At 33.2% G+C, this 23,384-nt stretch carries 23 protein-coding genes and 1 riboswitch; of the genes, 20 read left to right on the top strand and 3 right to left on the bottom strand.

Annotated elements, in window-relative coordinates; translation table 11 throughout:
• Nucleotides 1–1,107 (bottom strand): efflux RND transporter periplasmic adaptor subunit, encoded by a 1,107-nt coding sequence (locus tag C8C87_RS06900; RefSeq protein ID WP_121342072.1) that lies wholly within the window; start codon nucleotides 1,105–1,107, stop codon nucleotides 1–3.
• Between the two features lie 35 nt (nucleotides 1,108–1,142).
• Nucleotides 1,143–1,631, bottom strand: coding sequence for a GbsR/MarR family transcriptional regulator (locus tag C8C87_RS06895; protein WP_099715480.1), 489 nt, complete (start codon nucleotides 1,629–1,631; stop codon nucleotides 1,143–1,145).
• A 242-nt stretch (nucleotides 1,632–1,873) separates the two neighbouring features.
• On the opposite strand from C8C87_RS06895, the gene C8C87_RS06890 reads away from it, so the two are divergent.
• The 16 genes from C8C87_RS06890 to C8C87_RS06815 all read left to right on the top strand — a co-directional run bounded on the left by C8C87_RS06890 (nucleotide 1,874) and on the right by C8C87_RS06815 (nucleotide 18,752).
• Entirely contained in the window at nucleotides 1,874–2,668 is a 795-nt protein-coding gene (locus tag C8C87_RS06890) for a DUF1080 domain-containing protein (RefSeq protein WP_121343317.1), read from the top strand.
• Nucleotides 2,669–2,791: 123 nt separating this feature from the next.
• Nucleotides 2,792–4,021 (top strand): HD domain-containing protein, encoded by a 1,230-nt coding sequence (locus C8C87_RS06885; protein WP_099716332.1) that lies wholly within the window; start codon nucleotides 2,792–2,794, stop codon nucleotides 4,019–4,021.
• A 40-nt stretch (nucleotides 4,022–4,061) separates the two neighbouring features.
• Nucleotides 4,062–5,105, top strand: a complete 1,044-nt coding sequence (gene lpxD / locus C8C87_RS06880; protein ID WP_099715482.1) for a UDP-3-O-(3-hydroxymyristoyl)glucosamine N-acyltransferase — start codon at nucleotides 4,062–4,064, stop codon at nucleotides 5,103–5,105.
• Nucleotides 5,098–6,486: a bifunctional UDP-3-O-[3-hydroxymyristoyl] N-acetylglucosamine deacetylase/3-hydroxyacyl-ACP dehydratase gene (locus C8C87_RS06875; RefSeq protein WP_121343316.1), complete on the top strand. Its 1,389-nt coding sequence runs from the start codon at nucleotides 5,098–5,100 to the stop codon at nucleotides 6,484–6,486. The genes lpxD and C8C87_RS06875 overlap by 8 nt, the downstream gene beginning before the upstream one ends.
• Nucleotides 6,487–6,556: 70 nt before the next feature.
• Complete coding sequence (gene lpxA / locus C8C87_RS06870; protein ID WP_099715483.1) at nucleotides 6,557–7,342, top strand: acyl-ACP--UDP-N-acetylglucosamine O-acyltransferase; 786 nt, start codon at nucleotides 6,557–6,559, stop codon at nucleotides 7,340–7,342.
• A 55-nt stretch (nucleotides 7,343–7,397) separates the two neighbouring features.
• A complete protein-coding gene (gene efp, locus C8C87_RS06865; RefSeq protein ID WP_099715484.1) occupies nucleotides 7,398–7,964 on the top strand; it encodes an elongation factor P in 567 nt (188 codons plus the stop codon).
• 69 nt (nucleotides 7,965–8,033) lie between these two features.
• On the top strand, nucleotides 8,034–8,963 hold the full coding sequence (locus C8C87_RS06860) for a UDP-3-O-(3-hydroxymyristoyl)glucosamine N-acyltransferase (RefSeq protein WP_121342071.1): 930 nt from the start codon (nucleotides 8,034–8,036) through the stop codon (nucleotides 8,961–8,963).
• Nucleotide 8,964: 1 nt separating this feature from the next.
• On the top strand, nucleotides 8,965–9,327 hold the full coding sequence (locus tag C8C87_RS06855; protein ID WP_099715486.1) for a hypothetical protein: 363 nt from the start codon (nucleotides 8,965–8,967) through the stop codon (nucleotides 9,325–9,327).
• Between the two features lie 94 nt (nucleotides 9,328–9,421).
• A complete protein-coding gene (sucD, locus tag C8C87_RS06850; RefSeq protein WP_121342070.1) occupies nucleotides 9,422–10,294 on the top strand; it encodes a succinate--CoA ligase subunit alpha in 873 nt (290 codons plus the stop codon).
• Between the two features lie 215 nt (nucleotides 10,295–10,509).
• A complete protein-coding gene (locus C8C87_RS06845) occupies nucleotides 10,510–10,932 on the top strand; it encodes a hypothetical protein (RefSeq protein ID WP_121342069.1) in 423 nt (140 codons plus the stop codon).
• A gap of 127 nt (nucleotides 10,933–11,059) precedes the next feature.
• A riboswitch (SAM-I-IV-variant riboswitch) is annotated at nucleotides 11,060–11,156 on the top strand.
• Between the two features lie 54 nt (nucleotides 11,157–11,210).
• Nucleotides 11,211–12,533 (top strand): Na+/H+ antiporter NhaC family protein, encoded by a 1,323-nt coding sequence (locus C8C87_RS06840; RefSeq protein WP_121342068.1) that lies wholly within the window; start codon nucleotides 11,211–11,213, stop codon nucleotides 12,531–12,533.
• A 183-nt stretch (nucleotides 12,534–12,716) separates the two neighbouring features.
• Complete coding sequence (fabG, locus tag C8C87_RS06835; protein ID WP_099715489.1) at nucleotides 12,717–13,463, top strand: 3-oxoacyl-[acyl-carrier-protein] reductase; 747 nt, start codon at nucleotides 12,717–12,719, stop codon at nucleotides 13,461–13,463.
• Nucleotides 13,464–13,527: 64 nt separating this feature from the next.
• A complete protein-coding gene (locus C8C87_RS06830) occupies nucleotides 13,528–15,555 on the top strand; it encodes a hypothetical protein (protein ID WP_121342067.1) in 2,028 nt (675 codons plus the stop codon).
• Between the two features lie 14 nt (nucleotides 15,556–15,569).
• Nucleotides 15,570–16,466, top strand: coding sequence for a LysR family transcriptional regulator (locus C8C87_RS06825; protein ID WP_099715491.1), 897 nt, complete (start codon nucleotides 15,570–15,572; stop codon nucleotides 16,464–16,466).
• A gap of 75 nt (nucleotides 16,467–16,541) precedes the next feature.
• Nucleotides 16,542–17,519 (top strand): YeiH family protein, encoded by a 978-nt coding sequence (locus C8C87_RS06820; protein WP_121342066.1) that lies wholly within the window; start codon nucleotides 16,542–16,544, stop codon nucleotides 17,517–17,519.
• Nucleotides 17,520–17,753: 234 nt separating this feature from the next.
• Nucleotides 17,754–18,752 (top strand): zinc dependent phospholipase C family protein, encoded by a 999-nt coding sequence (locus tag C8C87_RS06815; protein ID WP_121342065.1) that lies wholly within the window; start codon nucleotides 17,754–17,756, stop codon nucleotides 18,750–18,752.
• A 57-nt stretch (nucleotides 18,753–18,809) separates the two neighbouring features.
• On the opposite strand, the gene C8C87_RS06810 is transcribed toward C8C87_RS06815, so the two are convergent.
• Nucleotides 18,810–20,906 carry an LTA synthase family protein gene (locus C8C87_RS06810; protein WP_121342064.1) on the bottom strand — a complete coding sequence of 699 codons (2,097 nt, stop codon included), beginning with the start codon at nucleotides 20,904–20,906 and terminating at the stop codon, nucleotides 18,810–18,812.
• A 247-nt stretch (nucleotides 20,907–21,153) separates the two neighbouring features.
• On the opposite strand from C8C87_RS06810, the gene C8C87_RS06805 reads away from it, so the two are divergent.
• From C8C87_RS06805 to C8C87_RS06790, 4 genes are all read left to right on the top strand, one after another.
• Nucleotides 21,154–21,597, top strand: a complete 444-nt coding sequence (locus C8C87_RS06805; protein ID WP_121342063.1) for a ubiquinol-cytochrome c reductase iron-sulfur subunit — start codon at nucleotides 21,154–21,156, stop codon at nucleotides 21,595–21,597.
• A gap of 129 nt (nucleotides 21,598–21,726) precedes the next feature.
• Entirely contained in the window at nucleotides 21,727–22,161 is a 435-nt protein-coding gene (locus tag C8C87_RS06800; protein WP_121342062.1) for a thioredoxin family protein, read from the top strand.
• Nucleotides 22,161–23,144, top strand: a complete 984-nt coding sequence (locus C8C87_RS06795; RefSeq protein WP_369869864.1) for an FAD:protein FMN transferase — start codon at nucleotides 22,161–22,163, stop codon at nucleotides 23,142–23,144. Before C8C87_RS06800 ends, C8C87_RS06795 begins: the two co-directional genes overlap by 1 nt.
• 15 nt (nucleotides 23,145–23,159) lie before the next feature.
• Entirely contained in the window at nucleotides 23,160–23,372 is a 213-nt protein-coding gene (locus C8C87_RS06790; RefSeq protein WP_099715498.1) for a DUF4266 domain-containing protein, read from the top strand.
• Nucleotides 23,373–23,384 lie beyond the last annotated feature (12 nt).

The raw sequence follows: 23,384 nt of genomic DNA, 5'->3' as shown, positions 1-23,384 counted from the left end.
TTATTTTTTTGTTGGATTGATTATCGTATTAAAATCAACTACTTCAGGTTTAATAAGAGTTCCTTCAGTTACAATCCCAACTCCTTCAATAAGTATTTTATCGTTTATATTTAATCCGCTATCAACTACAAAAAACTTACCTCCAGGAATTGCACGTACTTCAATTGGAACAGCTTTTACTTTGTTATCTTTATCCACAACAAGTGCCACACGCTTGTCTTGTAATTCTAATGAAGCATTTTGTGGGATAATAATAACATCTTCTAAATCTGTTGGGATTTGAATAGTTCCACTTCCTCCAGAACGCAATAATTTATTCCCGTTTGGAAAACTTGCCCTTACATTAAAGGAACCTGTTGCTGCATTGGCTTGTCCGCTAAAGGTTTCAATTTTACCTTTTTGTTCATATTGCATACCATTGCTCAAAACTAAGTTTACAGCTTCCATTTTGTTTATTTTTTCTTGAAAAGACTTTCCTTGAGCATGCATCATGATGTCCAATTGTTCTTTTTCATTTACTGAAAAATAAGCATAAATGGTACTCACATCTGAAATGCGAGTTAAAGGTTCGACTGTTTGACTGCTGACATAACTTCCCAATCTTAAAGGTAAAGTTCCCACAATTCCATTAACCGGACTTTTTATGGTAGCATAATTAATTCTGGCAACGATACTTTGATAAGTACTTTTAGCGCTAGCTAAATTTGCTTTTGCAGTTTCTAATTGAACATCACTGATTATTTTTCTTTCTACCAAAGGGATTAAACGATTTACTTCCACTTGAGCAGCAGCAACTTTTGCTTTTGCAGCTCCAGCTTCTTGGGTTGCCGTTTGTGTCTCTAATTTAAAAAGCAATTGACCTTTTTTAACTTCTTGACCTTCTTGTACATATATTTTTTCAATATATCCATCGACCTTTGCACGAATGTCAATATCTGTAACACCTTCTAGACTAGCAGGATATTCAGCTAATAAAGTGGTATTAGATGTTCCTATTTCGACAACTTTATAGGGCATTACAGGAGGAGCTGTAGGAGCAGTTTCTTTTTTACAGGAGAGCAAGCTTATTGATAACAAAATTGCACTTATAAAATATTTCTTTTTCATACGGGACTATTTTCTAAAATTGATTAATTATTATTTTAACTGTTATTTCTTTCTATTTCTTTGAATTTTTCGATCGTCTTAATTAAAAGTTCTTCTACTTCGCAAACGTGTGCCTTGTAAGCCTTGACATTTTCCATATTGCATCGTTCTTCAGTACACGAAATAGTTTGCTCTCTGTAAGAGATTAATTTGTCTATTATCTTTTTTTCAAAATCTAGGATTTTGATATAATTTGTTAATCTTTCACTGAATTGAGAAGGCTTAAAATATTTTTTTCGATCACCACATAAAGTGTAGTAATTTATTTTATCCATTTTTAGAAGCAGATTCAAGTTGGTTGAAATAGAGCTTTTACTGGCTCCAAGTTTTTCTACTATCTCTTCAAATGTTAACCCGGTTTTGCAACCATCAATTATTAGTAATCCTAAAATTCTGGAACCTAGTGGCGGTAAATTGTATAATAACTCAAAATGAATTCCGAACATCTCGATAAGTTCTTCTCTCTCTTTTTGTATTGCAGCCATGATTTTTTTTGCAAAATTAAAGTTAGTTCGTAATTTACCGAACTAAACGAACTTAAAATTATGTTAATTTTTTAAGAAAACGATTTCTTTGGAATTGTCAGCCTTTGGAATAAAAATCTAAAGTTTAACCATCAATTAGTTATATTTAAATTAAAAGTTAGTTCGTGAAAAAAAAATGCTTAATATTGATAAGAGAACAATTATGCTATATTTATATTTTTTTAAACCAAATGAATTTAACTATGAAATCTAAAAACTTCAAGAACTCTTTTTTAATGATTGCCTTATTCTCTGCAACGGCAGCTATGGCGCAACACAAATATGTGAATACTCCACCTGAGGTTTCCCCAATGCCAATGAAACCCGAAATGACGGAAATTTGGGAACCGGAAGTAAAAGTAATAACGCCTGCTAAAACTCTTGGAAGTGCGCCTTCGGATGCGATTATTTTATTTGACGGTAAAAACTTAGACCAATGGGTAAGTCAAAAAGATGCAAGCAAACCTGCAGGATGGAAAATTGTTGACAAAGATTATATGGAAGTTGTTCCGGGTTCTGGAGCGATTCAAACTAAAATGGCTTTTGGTGATTGCCAGTTGCACTTGGAGTGGAGCGCACCGGATGTTGTTTTAGATGGAGGACAGGCTAGAGGAAATAGTGGTGTCTTTTTCCAAAACAGATACGAATTGCAAATATTGGATTCCTACAATAACAGAACATACAATAATGGTCAAGCCGGAAGTATTTATAAAGACCATCCACCATTAGTAAACGCTGTAAAAACGCCATTGGAATGGAATATTTATGATATAATCTACACTGCACCAAGATTCAAAGCTGATGGCAAGATTGATGCTCCGGCGAGAATTACCGTATTTTTGAATGGTGTTTTGGTACAAAATAACACTACAATAAATGGGTTGACTCTTTATATTGGTTTGCATAATTATCCTTCATCTCATGGTGATGATGTTATTTCGCTTCAAGATCATGATTCTAAAAATCAATTTAGAAATATTTGGATTAGAAAACTTTAAAAAATCATACTAACGGAGCGCTTCATACGCTCCGTTTTTTTTGGCTCCAAATCACAATTAGGAACAACTCTGTTTTGAAATCTAATTTACTTATATTTGTTGACCTTAAAAACAAACTTAATAGTGAGTCAAATCAATAAGCTTAAAATATTCAATGATCCCATTTATGGGTTTATTACCATTCCAAATGCCTTAATCTACGATTTAGTTCAGCATCCTTATTTTCAACGTTTGCGTCGAATTTCTCAAATGGGATTGTCGTATTTAGTATATCCTGGCGCAAATCACACCCGTTTTCATCATGCTTTAGGTTGTATGCATTTGATGCAAAAAGCGGTAGATGTATTGCGTTTTAAAGGAGTTTTAATATCTCCCGAAGAAGAAAACGCATTATATATTGCTATTTTATTGCATGATATAGGTCACGGACCGTTTTCGCATGCGATGGAAAAAAGCATTGTTGAAGATGTACATCACGAAGAAATCTCTTTGCTATTTATGAACCAATTGAATGTGGAATTTAACGGTCAGTTAAGTTTGGCAATTCAGGTTTTTAAAGGGGAATACAACAGAAAATTCATGTTGCAGTTGATTTCCAGTCAATTGGACATGGATCGAATGGATTATTTGAAACGCGATAGCTTTTATTCTGGAGTGGCAGAAGGAAATGTCAACTCGGAACGATTGATTCAAATGATGAATGTCGTGGACGATTATTTGGTAATCGAAGAAAAAGGAATTTACTCTGTAGAGAAATTTCTGATGTCCAGACGATTGATGTATTGGCAGGCGTATTTGCACAAAACCAGTTTGGTAGCAGAGTTAATTTTGATGAAAATCTTAAAACGCGCCAAAGAATTGACGTTAAAAGGAGTGCAATTACCATGCAGCGAGCCTTTATTGTTTTTTATGCAAAACAAAGTGACCATAGATACTTTTGATGCTGAAACCTTGGATTTATTTGCTCAATTAGATGATTTTGATATTATTGGCGCATTAAAAGCTTGGCAAAAACAAGATGATTTTATATTATCATCTTTAAGCAAAATGATTGTCAATCGAGATTTATTAAAAATAAAACTAACTAGTGAAAAAGTAGCGATTGAAGAATTGCATCCACTAAAAGAGCGTTTTGCATTGGAAAATAATATTTCATTATTAGAAACCAATTATTTTATTTTTAAAGGCAAAATAAAAAATCAAGCGTATAGCAAAGAAGCCGAACCGATACGAATTTTGAAAAAAGACAGCACAATTGAGGACGTTATAGAATCTTCTGACCAGCTGAATTTAAAATCGTTATCTAAATTAGTGACCAAGTATTATATCTGTTTCCCAAAACAACTGCTATAAAAAGGTCATTTAAAATCTATTTTTTTATATTTTTGTCGCAATGAAATTTACAGCAGAACAAATAGCGGGGATTTTAGAAGGTGAAGTTGTTGGGAATCCCAAGGCGGAAGTTTTTAGATTGTCAAAAATCGAAGAAGGTAGTGAGGGATCGCTAACTTTTTTATCAAATCCTAAATATCTTAATTATATATATTCTACAAAAGCCTCAGTAACAATTGTTAATGACACTTTTGTGCCTGAATCACCTTTAACCACTACACTAATAAAAGTGGAAGATGCGTATGCCGCATTTTCTAAATTATTAGAGTTTTACAATCAGGTGAAATTGAATAAAAATGGAATTGAGCAACCTTCTTTCCTTTCAGAAAGTGTAAAATACGGAGATAAGTTATATCTTGGTAGTTTTAGTTATGTGGGTGAGAATGTAGTTTTGGGTGAAAATGTAAAAATATATCCTAATTGTTTCGTGGGGGATAATGTTGTAATAGGGGATAATGTAATATTGTTCGCTGGCGCAAAAATATATTCGGAGACTGTAATTGGGAATAATTGTACCATTCATTCCGGTGCTATAATAGGCGCTGATGGTTTTGGTTTTGCACCTAATCCAGACGGAACCTACACTAAGATTCCGCAGATAGGAAATGTAATTATTGAAGATAATGTAGATATAGGCTCATGTACTACAATAGATAGAGCTACAATGGGGTCAACAATTATTAGAAAAGGAGTAAAGCTTGACAATCAAATTCAGATTGCCCATAATGTAGAAATTGGTGAAAACACCGTAATTGCTGCTCAAACAGGAGTTGCTGGTTCTACAAAAATTGGAAAAAGTGGGATGATTGGCGGACAAGTTGGAATCTCTGGACATTTAACTATTGGTAATAATGTTCGAATCCAAGCGCAATCAGGTGTGGGACGTAATATAAAAGATGATGAAATCTTGCAAGGAAGCCCTACATTTGGATACAATGATTTTAGTAAATCATATGTTCATTTTAAGAATTTGCCTAAAATTGTTGCAGAAATAGAAGAATTAAAAAAACAAATATTAAACCAAAAAAATGGAAACAATGGTTAAACAGAAGACCATCAAAACAGAAATTTCGCTAACTGGAGTTGGATTACACACAGGAAAAGAAGTAAAAATGACTTTTAAACCTGCTCCAGTAAATAATGGTTTTACTTTTGTTCGAGTAGATCTGGAAGGACAACCTATTATTGAAGCAGATGCTAATTATGTTGTAAACACGCAAAGAGGAACCAATTTAGAAAAATTAGGCGTAAAAATTCAGACACCTGAACATGTTTTAGCAGCACTAATTGGTTGCGATTTAGATAATGTAATCATCGAATTGAATGCTTCTGAACTTCCTATTATGGATGGTTCTTCAAAATATTTTGTTGAAGCGCTTGAAAAAGCAGAAATTGAAGAACAAAACGCTAAAAGAAATGTATACGTAGTAAAAGAAGTAATTTCTTTTACAGATGAAGCTTCTGGTAGTGAAATATTGGTAATGCCAAACGATCATTATTCAGTTACTGCAATGGTGGATTTTGGCACTAAAATACTTGGTACTCAAAATGCTACAATGAAAAGCATCACAGATTTTAAAACGGAAATATCGGAGTCTAGAACCTTCAGTTTTTTACATGAATTAGAATCATTGTTAGAAAATGGTTTGATAAAAGGTGGCGATTTAAATAATGCTATTGTATACGTAGATAAAGAAATATCAGCAGCTACAATGGAAAATTTAAAAGTTGCTTTTGGAAAAGACGAAATTACAGTTAAACCAAATGGAATTTTAGACAATCTTACTTTGCATTATCCAAATGAAGCGGCAAGACACAAATTACTTGATGTAGTAGGTGATTTGGCTTTAATTGGAACAAGAATTCAAGGGAAAGTAATTGCTAATAAACCAGGACATTTTGTAAATACACAGTTTGCCAAAAAAATGGCAAAAATCATAAAAATCGAACAAAGAAATTATGTTCCTGTTTATGATTTACATCAAGAACCTTTGATGGACATTCATAAAATTATGGCTGTTTTACCTCATAGACCACCGTTTTTATTGATTGACAGAATCATTGAAATGTCTGAAACCCATGTTGTGGGGATGAAAAATGTTACGATGAATGAGAATTTCTTTGTAGGACATTTTCCTGAAGCTCCAGTAATGCCGGGTGTTTTAATTGTTGAAGCAATGGCACAAACGGGTGGAATTCTAGTTTTAAGCACTGTTCCGGATCCTGAAAATTATTTGACTTATTTTATGAAAATAGATAATGTTAAATTCAAACATAAAGTATTGCCTGGTGATACCTTAATTTTTAAGTGTGATTTAATTACACCTATCAGAAGAGGGATTTGTCACATGCAAGCAAACGCTTACGCAAATGGAAAACTAGTTGCTGAAGCAGAATTAATGGCACAAATTGCTAAGAAACAGTAATTTTTTTGTTGATTTGGTTAATCGTGTATTCGGTTAATCGATTAAACAGTTAAACGATTAAACAAAGAATATGAATCAACCACTAGCCTATGTTCATCCAGGCGCCAAAATCGCTAAAAATGTTGTCATTGAACCATTTACAACCATTCACAATAATGTAGTTATTGGGGATGGAACTTGGATTGGTTCGAATGTTACCATAATGGAAGGCGCAAGAATTGGAAAAAATTGTAATATATTCCCTGGTGCAGTTATTTCGGCGGTTCCACAGGATTTAAAATTTGGTGGAGAAGATTCTTTAGCAATAATTGGAGACAATTGTACCATCAGAGAATGTGTAACTATCAATAGAGGAACAATTGCATCCGGACAAACTACTTTAGGTAATAATTGTTTGGTAATGGCAACTGCGCACATTGCTCATGATTGTCATATTGGCGATAATGCAATTATTGTAAATGGAGTAGCTTTGGCAGGTCACGTTACTGTAGGTAAATTTGCGGTTATCGGTGGATTGGCAGCAATACATCAATTTATTCAAATTGGTGATCATGCCATGATATCAGGTGGATCTTTGGTAAGAAAAGATGTTCCTCCTTATACAAAAGCGGCAAAAGAACCATTGTCGTATGTTGGAATTAACTCTGTTGGATTGAGAAGACGCGGTTTTACAACTGAAAAAATCAGAGAAATTCAAGATATTTATAGAATTCTATACCAAAAAAATTACAATACAACTCAAGCTTTGGGTATTATTGAAGCTGAGATGGAAGCGACACCGGAAAGAGATGAAATCATTGATTTTATTCGAAATTCATCAAGAGGAGTAATGAAAGGATATTCTGGAAACTACTAAAAAAAGTAGTTTTTAGTTACCAAAAAATAAAAATAGTAATAAAAATAAAAAAATAATGGCATCTACATCAGATATTAAAAACGGATTGTGTATTAAATACAACAACGATATTTACAAAATCATTGAATTTCTTCACGTAAAACCAGGAAAAGGTCCTGCTTTTGTCAGAACTAAACTTAGAAGTTTAACTAACGGGAAAGTTTTGGACAACACTTTTTCTGCGGGTCATAAAATTGAAGAAGTTAGAGTAGAAAACCATAAATTTCAGTTTTTGTACCCAGAAGGTGATCAATTTCATTTTATGAATACAGAGACTTTCGAACAAATTACTTTAAACAAAAACATTTTAGACTCACCTGATTTATTGAAAGAAGGAGAAAATGTAATGGTAAGCATCAATACTGAGACTGATTTACCGCTTTCAGTAGATATGCCAGCTTCAGTTATTCTTGAAGTAACATACGCTGAGCCAGGAATTAAAGGAAATACTGCTACAAATGCAACAAAATCAGCAACTGTTGAAACTGGTGCATCTGTAAATGTCCCTTTGTTTATTAATGAAGGAGATAAAATTAAAATTGATACTGCATCAGGTTCTTACATGGAACGAGTTAAAGAATAGTTTACAGTAATCAGTGTTCAGTAATCAGATTTACTGGACACTGATTGCTGAACACTGAATACTAAATAAATGAAATTCCAAAAAGTTTACACTTTAGAAGCAATTGCAAGTATCATCGGCTGTGAATATGTTGGTGATAAGGATTTTCCAGTGACAGGAATGAATGAAATACATGTTGTTGAATCTGGAGATATTGTTTTTGTGGATCATCCTAAGTATTATGACAAGGCATTAAACTCTGCAGCGACTGTTGTTTTAATCAATAAAAATGTAGCTTGTCCAGATGGAAAAGCATTGTTGATTTCTGAAGATCCTTTTAGGGATTTTAATAAATTAACAAACTATTTCAAGCCTTTTCAGTTTTCGAATGTTTCAATAGCTGCTTCAGCTTCAATAGGAGAAGGAACTGTAATACAGCCTAATACGTTTATTGGAAATCATGTGGTTATTGGAAAGAATTGTTTGATTCATTCTAATGTTTCCATTTATGATTATACCGTAATAGGCGATAATGTAATGATTCATGCAGGAACTGTTCTTGGTGCTGATGCGTTTTATTATAAAAAACGTCCTGAAGGATATGATCAATTACTTTCCGGTGGAAGAGTAGTTATCAAAGATAATGTGGGAATAGGAGCGCTTTGTACTATTGACAAAGGTGTTACTGGCGATACTACTATTGGCGAAGGCACAAAAATTGATAATCAAGTACATGTTGGCCATGATACCGTTATTGGAAAAAAATGTTTAATTGCTTCACAAACTGGAATTGCGGGTTGTGTCATTATTGAAGACGAAGTTACTATTTGGGGACAAGTAGGAACCACAAGCGGAATAACAATAGGAGCGAAGGCAGTTATTCTTGGTCAAACCGGAGTTACAAAATCAGTAGAAGGAGGAAAGTCCTATTTTGGTACACCAATAGAAGAATCAAGAGAAAAATTGAAACAACTGGCTAATATCAAGAAGATACCAGAAATTCTTAATAAACTAAAGTAATATGTCTGCTAAAGAAATCGTTCAGAAATTTTACAAATCAGATGCGCTAATTGACAGCGAAGTCATAAAAGATTTTTTGCATCCTGAAGTTATCGTTGAATGGAACAGCAGTAAGGGATTGGTTCAATTGGATTATAATTCTTTATTGAGTCTGTCTAATGATTTGAGTAAAGCCTACGTTCGTTCAAAGGTTAGAATTAGCCATATTGTAAGTGAAAATGATACCATTTCGGTGCGTTATTCTCATTTTGTGAAAACGATTGAGAATCCTAGAGAAGAAATGTTATTGGCGCATTTTATGGTTATTTGGCAAATAAAAGACAATAAACTATTTCGAGGGTATCAAATGAGTCAATTATCATAATTTAGTGTCAAAAAACTGAATACTGAATACTGATTACTGATTACTATTTTATACTTTTGCATAACAATTTTAAAAACTACATAAAAAATATATCATGAGTGTTTTAGTTAATAAAGATTCCAAAATAATTGTTCAAGGTTTTACAGGAAGCGAAGGAACTTTCCATGCTTCTCAAATGATTGAGTACGGTACTAACGTTGTTGGTGGTGTAACTCCAGGAAAAGGGGGAACTACTCACTTAGACAGACCAGTTTTCAATACTGTAAAAGATGCTGTAGAACAAGCAGGAGCTGATACAACTATCATTTTTGTACCGCCGGCTTTTGCTGCAGATGCAATTATGGAAGCTGCAGATGCTGGAATTAAAGTAATTATTGCAATTACTGAAGGAATTCCTGTTGCTGACATGATAAAAGCAAATGGTTATGTTAAAGAAAGAAACGCAAGATTAATCGGTCCAAACTGCCCTGGAATTATCACTCCGGGTGAAGCAAAAGTTGGTATTATGCCAGGTTTTGTTTTCAAAAAAGGAACTGTTGGTATTGTTTCTAAATCTGGAACATTAACCTACGAAGCAGCTGACCAAGTAGTAAAACAAGGATTAGGAATCACTACTGCAATTGGTATTGGTGGAGACCCAATCATTGGAACAACTACAAAAGAAGCAGTTGAATTATTGATGAATGACCCAGAAACAGAATGTATCGTAATGATAGGTGAAATAGGTGGACAATTAGAAGCTGATGCTGCTCATTGGATCAAAGCGGATGGTAACCGTAAGCCAGTTGTAGGTTTCATTGCAGGAGTTACTGCTCCTCCAGGACGTACAATGGGACATGCAGGTGCTATCGTTGGTGGATCTGACGATACTGCTGAAGCTAAAAAACAAATCATGAGAGAATGTGGAATTCACGTGGTAGATTCTCCAGCTGAAATTGGTAAAAAAGTAAAAGAAGTTTTAGGTTAATCTAAACTCTAATTAAATATTTTAAAAGCCTCACAATTTGTGGGGCTTTTTTATTATAAATTGAATTAAAGAAATATCTTTGCACTTTATTAAATGCATCTGTTTTTAAGATGTAATCCTAATAAGAACAAACATAAACGAATGGTTTCTAATGGGCCTCACGATTTTGTGGGGTATTTTTTTGTCGAAGCCAGTTCAAATAAAAATAAAATAATATGTACAAAGAGTTAAAAAAATTCAAAGTTAGCAATCAGTTTTCATTTACTACAGAAGATAGTTTAGCAGAAGTTTGCAATGCATCAGAAGGATCTGGAGTATTTTTAGTGTATTCAGTAGGAGATGAAAAAGAGTTAATTATGGTTGGTTCTACTGGAACTGTTCAAAATAACGGAACTTTGAAAATTAAAAATGGTGGTTTAAAAGACAAAATTGTTGAAGGACACCAATTTGCTAAAACTGGAAGAAAATATTCTTGGCCTGCACAAATGAAAATTGAAGACATCAGTACACTAGAAGTGGTTTGGTATGAGACATTCAACGATAAAACTAAAGTGATTCCAACATTTGTAGAAGGACAAGTTTTACAAAACTTCCTTGACGAAAATGGAAGACTGCCAAAATGGAATGTAGCTTTTTAATTATTTAAAGTCTGCCTTTCAACATCTTAATTATAATCGCGCTACATTTTTATGTGGCGCTTTTTTTTGAATTATCTTTTTTTGGAATAAAATTAGGCTAATTTCATAAATAATTAATTACTTTTGCACCCGTTATCACGAATCCTTCAATAGGATAGCAACCTGCAACAACAAGCAAGGTGCTAAAACGATAAGCCAAATCCTTTGGAAAAAATGTTGTTTACATTCCCATATTTAGCTTTGTTTTTCGTCATAATTTTTAATTTTAAATTTTTTTTATGACTTTATTTTCAAAAGAAAAAGGAAATGCCTTTGCCTTGATTCCTTTATTGGTTTTTATTTTTACTTTTTTAGGAGCAGGAATTGTTCTGAATGATTTTTATGCTTTTCCATCGCCAGTGGCAGTTGTAGTTGGTATCATAGCAGCCTTTTTACTTTTCAAATCCACTACTGATGAAAAAGTTGCTACATTGATTGCAGGATGTGGTGAAAGTAAAATCATGACCATGTGTTTAATTTATTTGCTAGCAGGAGCCTTCGCAGTAGTAAGTAAAGCGATGGGTGGAGTTGATGCTGTCGTGAATCTTGGAATAAATACTATTGATGTTGCTTATTTTCCTTTAGGAATTTTCTTGATTGCTTCTTTTTTATCAACTGCTACAGGAACATCAGTGGGTGCAATTGTAGCTATTGGCCCGATAGCTGTCGCATTAGCTGATAAAAGCGGTGCTTCATTACCTTTAATTTCAGGCGCTTTATTAGGTGGCTCTATGTTAGGAGATAATCTTTCGATGATTTCTGATACTACCATCGCAGCAACGCAGTCATTGGGATGTGATCTAAAGGACAAGTTCAAGATTAACTTATTTATTGCCTTTCCTGCTGCAATTTTGACTATTATGGTTTTCTTTTATCTTGATTTAAACTCGGATATTGTGACTGTTGCCATTGCAAAAAATGATTTTTCCTGGATTGCAATTGTACCTTATATATTAGTAATAGTATTGGCGGTAGTAGGTGTTAATGTATTTTCAACATTACTTATTGGAACTTTATTGGCAGGAATCATAGGTTATTTTAGTGGTTCGTTTACGTTAATGGAGTTCACTCAAAAGATATATGAAGGCTTTACCAGTATGACTGATATTTTCTTATTATCAATGCTTACTGGAGGTTTAGCAGCTATGGTAGATAAAGCGGGTGGAATAACGTATTTATTAGTTCAAATTAAAAAAAGAATTAAAAGTAAAAAATCAGCTCAAGCGGGAATTGGTGCTTTAGTGGGTTTTGCTAATTTAGCAATAGCGAACAACACGGTTTCTATTGTAATTACAGGACCTATTGCCAAAGAAATTAATGATGAATATGAATTGAATCCTAGAAAAACGGCTGCAATTCTGGATATTTTTTCGTGTATAATTCAAGGAGTTTTACCGTATGGCGCTCAAGTATTGCTTATATTGAGCTACGCTAATGGAAAATTAGATTTCTTTGACTTAATTAGTAATGCTTGGTACCATTTATTTTTACTAATTTTCACATTGGTGGCTATTTATATTTCGTTTTGGGACAAATGGACAAAGCGATTCTTTAAAATTTAAGAATTGAATTTTTGATTGTAATTGCTTTTGAATTTTTTTTAAAAAGGGAATTATTATATATTTGACGGGTGTAAGATAGCCCTGATAGTAGTGAAAATCCTTTTATGTGAACGTTAGTGTTCATAAAAGATTGAAGCGGATAGCAGGATTAGCTTCAAATAAAATTTAAACTAATTTTTGAATATGAAATTACTAGAAGGAAAAGTTGCCATAATTACAGGTGCAAGCCGCGGAATTGGAAAAGGAATTGCTGAAGTTTTTGCAAAACATGGTGCAAATGTTGCATTTACATACAGTTCGTCAGTGGAATCAGCTTTGGCTCTTGAAAATGAATTGAACGCTTTAGGAATTAAAGCCAAAGGATATCAATCTAACGCAGCCGATTTTAATGAAGCGCAAACTTTTGTAGATGCAGTTTTGGCTGAATTTGGAACGGTTGATATTTTAATCAATAACGCTGGGATTACTAAAGACAACCTTTTGATGCGTATGTCCGAAGAAGATTTTGACAAAGTGATGGATGTCAATTTGAAATCAGTTTTTAATATGACCAAAGCAATTCAACGTACTTTTTTGAAACAACGTTCTGGTTCTATAATCAATATGAGTTCAGTTGTAGGAGTGAAAGGAAATGCAGGACAAACTAATTATGCTGCTTCAAAAGCGGGAGTTATTGGTTTTTCTAAATCAGTGGCGTTGGAATTAGGATCACGTAATATTCGTTGTAATGTAATTGCTCCTGGATTCATCGAAACAGAAATGACGGCTAAATTAAACGAAGATGTTGTAAAAGGATGGAGAGACGGAATCCCTTTGAAACGTGGCGGAACGACTGAGGACGTTGCTAATGCATGTCTTTTCTTTGCGTCTGATATGAGTGCGTATGTAACTGGACAGGTTATGAATGTTTGTGGAGGAATGCTTACCTAAAAAAAATAGTGATCAGTCATCAGTGCTCAGTTGCTGAATACTGATGACTGAACACTACTAAAATATGACAACAAACACTTTACTATTATTACTACTTTCTTTACTAATAGCTGGCGGTTTGTCATTTTTTCAATATATCTACAAAGCCAAAAACAAATCGAAAGTCGGTTGGTTTTTGGCTTTTTTGCGTTTTTCATCCATTTTTGGAATTTTATTATTGTTAATTAATCCAATACTAACCAAAAAGACGCTTGAAACGGTAAAAACGCCTTTGCCGATTGTTTTTGATAATTCGAGTTCTATTTCTTTTTTGAATGCCAATGAAAAAGCATTGGAATTGTATAAAAAAATACAATCAAACTCAGATTTACAAGAGAAATTCGATGTGCAATCGTATCAGTTTTCAGATGATTTTGAACCGACAGAAACATTTGATTTTAAAGGAACTCAAACTAATATTGATGTTGTTGCCAAAAATCTAAAAAGCATTTATAAAAATGCAAAGTATCCAACAGTTTTAATTACGGATGGAAACCAAACTTCGGGAAATGATTATGTCTTTAGTTTTGATACTGCGAATAAAGTATATCCTGTAATCGTTGGCGATACAACAACTTTCTTAGATTTTAAAATCAATCAACTGAATGTTAATAAATATGCTTTTCATAAGAATAAATTTCCTGTAGAAGCTTTTTTACAGTATTCAGGAACTAAAAGCATAACGGCCGATTTTATTATTTCACAAGGAAATTCGGTATTCAGCAAACAATCGATTGCCTTTTCCCCTTCCAAAAAAACGGCAACTGTAAGCGTGCTTTTGCCAGCTGATAAAATAGGATTACAGATTTTTAAAGCTACTATTTCATCTAAAGAAAAAGAAAAAAACACGTACAATAACACTAAGAATTTTGCGGTTGAAGTTATAGATCAAAAAACAAATATTGCTATAGTATCAGCTATAACTCATCCTGATTTAGGCGCACTAAAAAGAGCCATTGAATCAAATGTACAACGTAAAGTAACTATCATTAAACCTAATGATATTAATACGTTACAAGATTTTAATGTTTTGATTTTATACCAGCCAACAGCCGAATTTAAAAACATTTTTGAGAGTAATAAAGGTGCTGGAATCAATACGTTTATCATTACTGGTAACAACACCGATTTTAATTTTCTGAATCAGCAACAGGATAATTTGAACTTTAAAATGAGCGGACAAAAAGAAGATTATTTGTCGGTTTTTAATGCGCAGTTTAATTTGTTTGCTGTTGATAATATTGGATTTGAAAATTTACCGCCTTTGCAAAATGCTTTTGGAACAGTAACCACAAAAGGAGCGGTGTCAGTTTTGCTTTCATCAAAAATTAGAGTAATAGACACTAATTCACCTTTACTGGCTTTCACAGAAAATCAAGGCAGGAGAGCCGCTTATCTTTTGGGAGAAAACAGCTGGAAATGGCGTTTGCAAACCCATGTCAACAATCAATCATTTGAAAAATATGATGTTTTCATGGATAAGATTATTCAATTTTTGGCTTCTAATAATTCTAAAAAATCATTAGTGGTAGAACATGAAAGTTTCTATAATTCCGGCGAAGCCATTGAAATAACCGCGCAATATTTCAATAAGAATTATGAGTTTGATGAAAAAGCACGTTTGACTATTGCGGTAACGAATACCAAAACGAAACAAACAAAAAATTACGATTTATTAAAAGGAAATAATTCCTATAAAGTCAACCTTGATGGGCTTAAAGCGGGACCTTACGCGTTTACGGTAAAAGAATTGAATTCTAAAACGACGTATTCCAGTAGTTTTGAAATTCTTGATTTTGATATCGAAAAGCAATTTGTCAATCCAGATGTGGAGAAATTGACACAATTGGCTACGCAAACACAAGGGAAAGCGTATTTTTCAGATCAAGTAGATGTGTTGATTAAAACACTTTTGGAAAATGAGGAATATAAGGCGATACAAAAGAATATTGTTACCAAAACACCTTTGATTGATTGGATTTGGTTACTGGTTTTAATTTCAATTTTGTTGGCTACCGAATGGTTTGTTCGTAAATACAACGGATTACTGTAATACAATTAAACATCATGGATTTTAGACTAAAAGTATTCTATACCGTTGCTAATCGGTTGAGTTTCACAAAAGCTGCAACTGAATTGTTTATTACGCAACCTGCGATTTCAAAACATATTCAAGAATTAGAAGAACAATATAAAATCAAATTGTTTGACAGAAACGGTTCTAAAATTTCACTGACAGCTGCAGGTGAAGTCTTACTGAAACATACCAAAAGTATTTTTGAAATATACCGTGAGATAGATTTTGATATGAGTACGCTGATAAATCAACGTTCCGGACTGTTACGATTAGGAGCCAGTACGACAATTTCTCAGTATATAATTCCGCCACTTTTAGCTCGTTTTCATCAAAAATTACAAGATGTAAAAGTAAGTTTACTAAATGGAAATACGGAACAAATAGAAAATGCTTTATTAAAACAGGAAATCGAAATAGGAATTGTTGAAGGACAATCAAAAAATAAGTCTATTAAATATACGGAGTTTTTAAAGGACGAATTGGTTTTAGTCTGTAAGAGTTCCAATCCGTTAGTAAGTCGTGATGAAGTGACCCAGGAAGATCTTAAAAAAATGTATTTTTTGATGCGGGAACAAGGTTCAGGAACACTTGAAGTTATTGAACATGCGTTAAAACCATTTGAAATTAAATTATCAGAATTAAAAATCGAAATGCAATTAGGAAGTACCGAAAGCATAAAATCCTATTTAATGAACTCTGATTGTGTGGCTTTTATATCGATTCATGCCATAAAAAAAGAACTTCAAAACAATGAATTAGCTATCTTAGATATTAAAGATCTTATTATAGAACGTTTCTTTTACGTTATTACGTTACAAGGAAAAACGGATTCGTTATCCGATTTGTTTATCCAGAACATTTCGAATCATTATAATTTAAAGTTATAGGAGATTATAATTTGCGATTGGTATATATAGATTTATCTATCCACCTTTGTACTGTAATAATTCAACAACTTTACATTGGAAACGCATCAAAAACTTATTCAAAAAGAATCTTTTATTTTTTTTAAAGTAAATGCCACATTGCAGCAACTCATTTTCGTTGCATTGCTATTGTTTTGCACAACCATTTTTGTTTCTCCGCCAATTGCTTTAGTATTAGGATTAATTGTAGCGAACCTTTTTGGGCATCCTTTTTTAGAGTTAAATCATAAAGCCACTCATTTTTTATTACAATTTTCAGTAGTTGGTTTAGGATTTGGAATGAATGTCCACAGTGCAGTTTCTGCTGGTAAAGAAGGCTTTTTGTTTACGATTATTTCTATTGTGAGCACTTTAGTTTTAGGAACTTTTTTAGGGAAATGGTTAAAAACAGAGAAGAAAACCTCTCATTTAATTTCTTGCGGAACTGCAATTTGCGGAGGAAGTGCCATAGCCGCGATTGCCCCAGTAATCAAATCAAATGAAAAACAAACCTCAGTTGCTTTGGGAGTGATATTCATTCTGAATTCGGTGGCGCTGTTTTTATTTCCAGCGGTGGGTGATTGGTTGGATTTATCACAAAAAGAATTTGGATTATGGTGCGCCATTGCCATTCATGATACCAGTTCTGTGGTGGGAGCAGCCAGTAAATATGGTCCGGAAGCCTTACAAATAGCTACGACAGTAAAATTAGCCCGAGCTTTGTGGATTATTCCTGTAGCATTGATTACGGCATTTATTTTCAAAAATAAATCGGGGGAAATAAAAATCCCATATTTTATTGGGCTGTTTATTTTGGCTATGATTGCCAATACGTATCTGCCTCAAATGAAGAGCATAGGACCGCATTTTGTTTCAGTTGCAAAAATAGGTCTGACGGTAACTTTGTTTTTAATTGGAGCCGGATTGAATAGAACTGTTCTGAAATCAGTGGGATTAAAACCGCTGGCTCAAGGAATTTTACTTTGGGGCTTCATTGCAACCGCTACTTTGATTTCGATTATTTATCTAAAATAGTTTTATGATGAAAGGTTTTTCGTTTGATAACATGAAATTCAAATCGGAAAGTATCATTAAAAATTGCTGTAACAAAACTATGGCGTAGATAAACGTAAATCATGAAAACGGCTCTTTTTCCTTACTATCGAAACATATTTGTAAGTTTTCTTTTTTAATTAACAGAATCTTAAAGCCAATTTTTTCTAATAACGATTTAAAGAAATACATTTGCATTTCAAAAAAATAAATTTAATGAAAAATTTTAAAATCAGACCTACACTTATTGCGTTATCTACTCTTGGAGTTGCTTTTTTTCTCTTGTCATGGGGAGTTATTGGACATGAACGAATCAATAGAGCAGCGGTAATGGCACTTCCAAAACCATTGCAGACTTTTTTTTACAATCATATTGATTTCATTACACAAGAATCTACTGTTCCGGATTTAAGACGAAATGTTTTGAATGACAAAGGAGAGCCACCTCGCCATTATTTTGACATGGAGAATTTTGGTGCTGTAGAAACTTTTCCTAAAACAATGGAAGAAGCAAAGCTAAAATACGATGAGAAGTTTTTGACTAAAAACGGAATATTACCTTGGTACATCCAAGATATGATGGTCAAATTGACCAAGGCTTTTAAGGACAAAAGAAAAAACGAAATATTATTCATTGCTGGTGATTTAGGACATTATATTGCAGATGCACACATGCCATTGCATACTTCTGACAATCATGATGGACAAAATACGAATCAAAAAGGAATTCATTCGTTGTGGGAAAGTCGTTTGCCGGAATTGTTTGCTAAAGATTATAAATTGAATGTTGCACAAGGAAAATACTTAGAGGATGTAGATAAAGCAACTTGGGATATCATTTTTGACACTCATAGTTTAGTGGAACCTTTGTTGGCAACTGATAGAAAACTAAGAAATGCAACTGCTGAAAACAAGATGTATGTAACTGATGCTACTGGAAATGTTGTCAAAAACAAATACGGTGGAATGTTATATTCTGATGAATATGCAGCTAAATTACACACGGATTTGAATGGAATGGTTGAAAAACAAATGAAAAAAGCCATTACAGCTACAGCAAGTTTTTGGTATACGGCTTGGGTAAATGCAGGAAAACCGGATTTAAGTAATCTTGATGCTGCCGAACTTACAAAACGCAACAGCAAAACGTTAAAAAAGGATTTAAAAACATTTGAAAAAGGAAATCTTTTTGGTTTGACAAGCGAAAGAGAGTAATCCTATATTTCCAATTAAAAAACGGGTGAGATTTTAATTTCACCCGTTTTTTTTATGTCAATTAATCTTTTGATATTTCTTTTTCTTCAACAGATCCGAGGCTGTTTGATAGTATGAAATCGTTTCGTTTATTAAATCTGGCCTTTCTTTTTTCAACACTATTTGATCGTAATGAATTTGGAAATCACGAGCTACTTTTTGGTTGGGTTTCAAAGTCAATTGAAACTGCTTTACTTTTTGTTTGGGAGAAATAACCGTTAAAACATTATCTTTTATTAATCCTAAATCCTGATAGGTTGCAATCAAAGCGCGAGGTTTGTAATCTGGTTTTAAAACATCCTGACCATAAAATTTACTTTGGTAATCAAAATTTAATAACCCGAATAAAGTAGGCATAATGTCTATTTGCGACATTAGGTTTGTATATTTTTGGGGTTTTGAACCTGGACTATAAATCATTGCTGGAATTCTATATTTTTCCACTGGAAGTTCTGTTTTTCCTGCACTGGAAGCGCAATGATCCGCAAGAATTACAAAAACGGTATTGGCAAACCAAGGCTGCTTTTTGGCCATTTCAAAGAATTTTTTCATCGCATAATCCGTGTACTTTACACCACCGTCACGAGATTTTACATCTCCCGGAATATCAATTTTTCCATTTGGATAAGTAAAAGGTCTGTGATTGCTTACGGTCATTATGTGATTAAAGAACGGCTTATTTGCAACACTTTCTTTATTCATTATCTTGATTGCTTTGTTGTACATATCTTCATCACAGACACCCCAAATATTAGCAAAAGTGATTTCATTTGGTTTAAATGCTGTTTTGTCCACAATTTCATATCCGTTTCCGGTGAAAAAGTCTTTCATATTATCAAAAAATGAATCACCACCGTACATGAATTTTACAGTAAACCCTTTCTGTTTAAAGATGTTTCCTGTCGAAAATTTATTTTTATTGTCTTCGCGTTTTACAACACTTTCGCCAGCGGTAGGAGGAAAACATAAAGTAACGGCCTCAAGACCGCGAACCGTTCTGTTTCCTGCAGCATAAAGGTTTGTAAAAACTAAGCTTTTGGTTGCTAAACTATCAAGAAATGGAGTGATATTTTTTTCGTCACCATACATTTTCATAAACTCGGCGCTGTAACTTTCGATGGTTATCAGCACTACATTTTTATGATTATCGGTAGCTTCGTTTTCTATTTGTCTCCAAGTTGTTTCTCCAGAAATGGATGGAATCTGTTGTTTTAATTGAGCAAATGCTTCGCTACTGGGAAGTGTTTTGTAAAACTTAAAATAATCCAATTCACTGTGCATAAATGCCAGGTAGAATTTGTAAATACCATTTGCTTGAAGTTCATTCGCAAAAACATTATGAGAGCTTTCTTTAGTAGAAAAAAATGGGATTGCAAATAAGGAAAGGGCGAATAACGCTAAATAAATCCCCGATAATTTTATTTTTTCTACAAAGGCAGGAATACTTTCAATATAGTTTTTTGATTTTTTTACAATTAGATATGTTACAAATCCAGCAATTATAAAGAGTACTGAAAACAATGGAATCACTGGATAAGACTCCATAATATTCCCAATAACTTCATTGGTGTAAACCAAATAATTTACTGCAATAAAATTGTATTTCACGCCAAATTCATTCCAGAAAAAGTATTCACTGATTCCATTTTGCAAAATTAAAACCACATAAAGAAAAATCACAAATGAGAACAACCAAAACCTGATTTGACCACGGTATTTTGGAAGAAAAAGTAACAATCCAAACAAAAGTGTTTTTATTGCCACAAAACCAATTGCAATAGCGGGCAAAGCGCTGCCATATTCATTGAGTATGGTTTTGCCTGATGAAACATAAAGTAATAGCGTTAATAGCAATACAAAAATAATATAACCGTACGGTTTTAAATATTTAGAATTGGATATAAAAATAAGATAGAGCCATAAAAAGCCACTAAGTAAAACAAAAATAAAAAAGTCAGATACAAACCCAAAAACAAATAAAGACAGCGTATCAGTCCAAGTAAATGATGTTTGCGTTATGGGATGAAAAAATAGTATAACCCTTAAAACAAAGCTTACGGCAATGTAAAAGAGTAATAAATAATAAAAAGGGGATGACTTTTTCAGAAAATTCATAGAATTGTTTTTATATACAAAAGTATACATAATTTTTAGCGCTATTTTTTAAGAATTGCTTAATATTTTATGAAAACAGGATCTTAGATTAAGGAGATTTAATCCATTTTATGATTAGTGTAGAAATTTTAAAACAGTCCTGAAATATTTTGCATCTTTATACAAGTTCTATTTGTTAGTTCTAAAAAAACTATAAGTATTTTTTTTGCGTATGTGATTATATTAACCAACCTAATATAAAATAATCATGACTAGAAAAGAATTTTTTGCGAGAGTAGGATTTGGAGCGGCAACTGTTTTATTGCCTGCTTGTATAGCCGGTTTAGCTACGAGTTGTAGCTCAGACGATTCTAATACTGATGGTTCTGGTTCATCAACAGCAACACCAACCGCCACAAGTAATTTTACAGTTGATACCAGCACTGGACCTTTGGCCACAAATGGAGGTTTCCAGGTCACTAAAGGGATTATCATTGCACGGACCACTACGGGAACTTTTTTGGCTGTATCGTCTTCTTGTACTCACGAAGGTGTAACGCTTGGTTATGATAAGTCAGGGAATGTATTTGTTTGTCCAAGGCATAATTCTCAGTTTACAAGTACTGGCACCGTAATTTCCGGACCTGCGCCATCTAATTTAAAACAATATCAGACTACATTATCTGGAACAACTTTGACCGTTATTGTTTAGTCCAATAAATAAAGAATGATGTATATCTGTAAAAAGTCGTTAAATTAATTCTGTCTTAATTTTCACTGTCAGAAAACTATACTTCACTAGAAATAAATACTTTTACAGTATTAAAAACAGATTTAAAAGATGAAAAAACAGGTTATGTTCTTGTTTCTTTTTATAGGAACGTTAGGATATTCTCAAAACTGGAAATCCAATTTTGAAGAAGCAAAAGCGCAGTCACTTTCAGAAGATAAAAACATCCTTCTTGTATTTTCAGGATCAGATTGGTGTGCTCCATGCATTAAATTAGAAAACACTATTTGGAAATCTGAAGAATTTAAAAAGGAAGCCGACCAAAAATGGGTTATTTATAAAGCTGATTTTCCAAAGAAGAAAGCAAATCAACTTGTACCAGAGTTAATGGAGAGCAATAAAAAATTAGCAGAAAAATATAATAAATCAGGAAATTTTCCATTAGTGTTGCTTTTGGACAAAACTGGGAATGTGTTAGGCATTACAGGTTTCAAAAATCTTTCTCCAGCTGATTATATCAAATTAATCCATTCGTTTGAAAAATGATGAAGAGCATAATTTCCCTATGTTTAGTATTGACAACCTTCATTTCCGTTGGTCAAGTCGCCCATAAAAGAAAGTTGTCGATGTTAGGAAGTCCGTTTGAGATTACAGCTGTCGCAAACGATACTATAAAATCCAATGAATATATAGATTTGGCTGTAGCCGAAGTAAAACGCATAGAGAATTTAATTTCTGATTGGATTCCGACTACACAAGTTTCAGAAATCAACCGTAATGCAGGAATTAAACCTGTAAAAGTGGATACTGAAGTTTTGGAATTGGTCGAAAGAGCCATTAAAATTTCCCAAATTACAGATGGTGCCTTTGATATTTCGTATGCTTCCATGGATAAAATATGGAAATTTGACGGTTCGATGAAAGTAATGCCGACAGAAGAAGCCATAAAAAAATCAGTTGTAAAAATTGGATACAGAAATATTATTATAAACAAAAAAGAACAAACCATTTTCCTGAAATTAGAAGGAATGAAATTAGGTTTGGGCGGAATTGGTCAAGGCTATATTGCTGATAAAGTGAAAGATTTATTGGTTTCAAAAGGCTGTATTTCAGGAATTGTAAATGTTTCGGGAGATATTAATGCCTGGGGAAAACAACCCGATGGGAAACCTTGGAATGTGGGAATTGTAAATCCTTTGAATAAAAATAAAGTTTTTGCCACATTTCCATTAGAAGACAGCGCTGTAGAAACTTCGGGAAGTTATGAAAAGTATGTTATTTTTAATGGAATTCGCTACTCGCATATTATAGATCCCAGAACGGGTTATCCGGCAACTGGCGTGGTGAGTGTATCTGTTTTTGCAAAGCAAACGGAAATAGCTGATGCTTTGGCTACTGGAATTTTTGTTCTCGGGGTAGAAGTAGGGTTGGATTTAGTCAATCAGCTTAAAGGGATTGAATGTATTATTGTTGATGACAAAGGTAAAATCCATTCGTCAAAAGGAATTGATATCAAAAAATATAATTAATAAAAGACATTCAAAATGATAAAGACAATAACGGTTTTGTTTTTTGTAATGCTGATTTTACAATCCTGTAGTTCAGTAAAAGAATACGAAAAAGAAAAAATAAATGATCCTGACATGAAACTAACGGCAAGAACTGCAGAGCGATATGAAACTTCTTTTCAAGTATATCGTGAGGCAGCTGCTGGGGCCAATGGTGGTAAATCAGGTGGTGGTTGCGGTTGCAACTAATTTACAAAACAA

The sequence above is a fragment of the Flavobacterium sp. 120 genome (genome assembly GCF_003633605.1).
Lineage (GTDB): Bacteria > Bacteroidota > Bacteroidia > Flavobacteriales > Flavobacteriaceae > Flavobacterium > Flavobacterium algoritolerans.
This window is presented reverse-complemented; position numbering and strand designations above follow the sequence as displayed.

Coding starts and splice junctions, on each gene's coding strand:
- C8C87_RS06900 (WP_121342072.1), bottom strand. CDS start 1,107: ATGAAAAAGAAATATTTTATAAGTGCAATTTTGTTATCAATAAGCTTG.
- C8C87_RS06895 (WP_099715480.1), bottom strand. CDS start 1,631: ATGGCTGCAATACAAAAAGAGAGAGAAGAACTTATCGAGATGTTCGGA.
- C8C87_RS06890 (WP_121343317.1), top strand. CDS start 1,874: ATGAAATCTAAAAACTTCAAGAACTCTTTTTTAATGATTGCCTTATTC.
- lpxD (WP_099715482.1), top strand. CDS start 4,062: ATGAAATTTACAGCAGAACAAATAGCGGGGATTTTAGAAGGTGAAGTT.
- C8C87_RS06875 (WP_121343316.1), top strand. CDS start 5,098: ATGGTTAAACAGAAGACCATCAAAACAGAAATTTCGCTAACTGGAGTT.
- lpxA (WP_099715483.1), top strand. CDS start 6,557: ATGAATCAACCACTAGCCTATGTTCATCCAGGCGCCAAAATCGCTAAA.
- efp (WP_099715484.1), top strand. CDS start 7,398: ATGGCATCTACATCAGATATTAAAAACGGATTGTGTATTAAATACAAC.
- C8C87_RS06860 (WP_121342071.1), top strand. CDS start 8,034: ATGAAATTCCAAAAAGTTTACACTTTAGAAGCAATTGCAAGTATCATC.
- C8C87_RS06855 (WP_099715486.1), top strand. CDS start 8,965: ATGTCTGCTAAAGAAATCGTTCAGAAATTTTACAAATCAGATGCGCTA.
- sucD (WP_121342070.1), top strand. CDS start 9,422: ATGAGTGTTTTAGTTAATAAAGATTCCAAAATAATTGTTCAAGGTTTT.
- C8C87_RS06845 (WP_121342069.1), top strand. CDS start 10,510: ATGTACAAAGAGTTAAAAAAATTCAAAGTTAGCAATCAGTTTTCATTT.
- C8C87_RS06840 (WP_121342068.1), top strand. CDS start 11,211: ATGACTTTATTTTCAAAAGAAAAAGGAAATGCCTTTGCCTTGATTCCT.
- fabG (WP_099715489.1), top strand. CDS start 12,717: ATGAAATTACTAGAAGGAAAAGTTGCCATAATTACAGGTGCAAGCCGC.
- C8C87_RS06830 (WP_121342067.1), top strand. CDS start 13,528: ATGACAACAAACACTTTACTATTATTACTACTTTCTTTACTAATAGCT.
- C8C87_RS06825 (WP_099715491.1), top strand. CDS start 15,570: ATGGATTTTAGACTAAAAGTATTCTATACCGTTGCTAATCGGTTGAGT.
- C8C87_RS06815 (WP_121342065.1), top strand. CDS start 17,754: ATGAAAAATTTTAAAATCAGACCTACACTTATTGCGTTATCTACTCTT.
- C8C87_RS06810 (WP_121342064.1), bottom strand. CDS start 20,906: ATGAATTTTCTGAAAAAGTCATCCCCTTTTTATTATTTATTACTCTTT.
- C8C87_RS06805 (WP_121342063.1), top strand. CDS start 21,154: ATGACTAGAAAAGAATTTTTTGCGAGAGTAGGATTTGGAGCGGCAACT.
- C8C87_RS06800 (WP_121342062.1), top strand. CDS start 21,727: ATGAAAAAACAGGTTATGTTCTTGTTTCTTTTTATAGGAACGTTAGGA.
- C8C87_RS06795 (WP_369869864.1), top strand. CDS start 22,161: ATGAAGAGCATAATTTCCCTATGTTTAGTATTGACAACCTTCATTTCC.
- C8C87_RS06790 (WP_099715498.1), top strand. CDS start 23,160: ATGATAAAGACAATAACGGTTTTGTTTTTTGTAATGCTGATTTTACAA.